General features: G+C 69.5%; 1 protein-coding gene. It reads right to left on the reverse strand.

Annotated elements, in window-relative coordinates:
- A partial coding sequence (locus GC119_RS10985; RefSeq protein ID WP_193215663.1) for a hypothetical protein occupies positions 1–887 on the reverse strand: 887 nt, incomplete at its 3' end.
- Positions 888–971: the final 84 nt, after the last annotated feature.

Genomic DNA, 971 nt, shown 5'->3' on the forward strand with positions numbered 1-971 from the left:
GGCCACTTCGGCAACCCGCGGCCCTTCCACGTCTCCACGAGACCGGCGGCCGAGCGGACGGATGCGAAGAGCCCGTAGCCGGCCCCGGCGAGACCCACGGAGACCACGAGCCAGCGCCCGATGCCGAGCCAGATGCGCCCGTCCACGGCGAGCGCCCACTGAGCGCCCGTGATGAGACCGGCGATGCCCATCCAGAGCCCGGCGACGACCACGACCACCGGCAGCAGGGCGAGGCACATCGCAGCGGCGGCCGACCAGAGCTGACGCGCTTCGAGCTTCGCCGTCGCCGCCATCATCCGCTCGGCGCGCTCGTTCGAGGCGTCGAGGTTCGCGGTCATCGTGGCCGAGGCCTCCCCGGCGACCTGCTCGACGGCCTTCTCGACCCGCTCCTCAGTACGCTTCTCGATCCGCTGCACCGCGCCGCCGACCTGGCTCACAAGCTTCTGGTTCGCTGCGGCCTGCACCTTCAGACCCTCAATCGCCGAGGCCGTAGCCGCGCGATTCTTCTGCGCCTCCGCGACCAAGCTCCGCGACGCGGCGTTCAAGCTCTCGCCGTTGAGACTCTGCGCGAACTCGCCGAGCGTGCTCGCGATCTCGTTCTGCCTGCTCTCGATACTCGCGATCCTCGCGGACACGTCGCTGGAGGGCGAGGAGGTCGACGCCGGGGTCGTGATCCGCTCCAGCCGCCTCGTCGTCTCCTCGTCCATGACCTTCACGAACCCCGCGAGCTTCTTCTGCTGCTCGGTCAGCGTGGCAATCCTCGTATTCTGCGCCTCGACGGCGGCGAGGATCGAGGTCAACAGCTCCACCGTCTCCGGAGTGCCGAGCGGCTGCGGCGACTGCACGGGCCCGTTCTGCTGCTTCAGCCTGTCGAGCGCTGCGCTCATGTTCCTGCTCCTTCTGCTGCTGGTGGTAGTCGAAGAACGCCTGCGCGCCCTCCGGGGTGAAGTCCGCCGAGAGCGCGCTCGCGC

Source organism: Brevibacterium sp. Marseille-P9724 (assembly GCF_902500275.1).
In the GTDB taxonomy this organism is placed as follows: Bacteria; Actinomycetota; Actinomycetes; order Actinomycetales; family Brevibacteriaceae; genus Brevibacterium.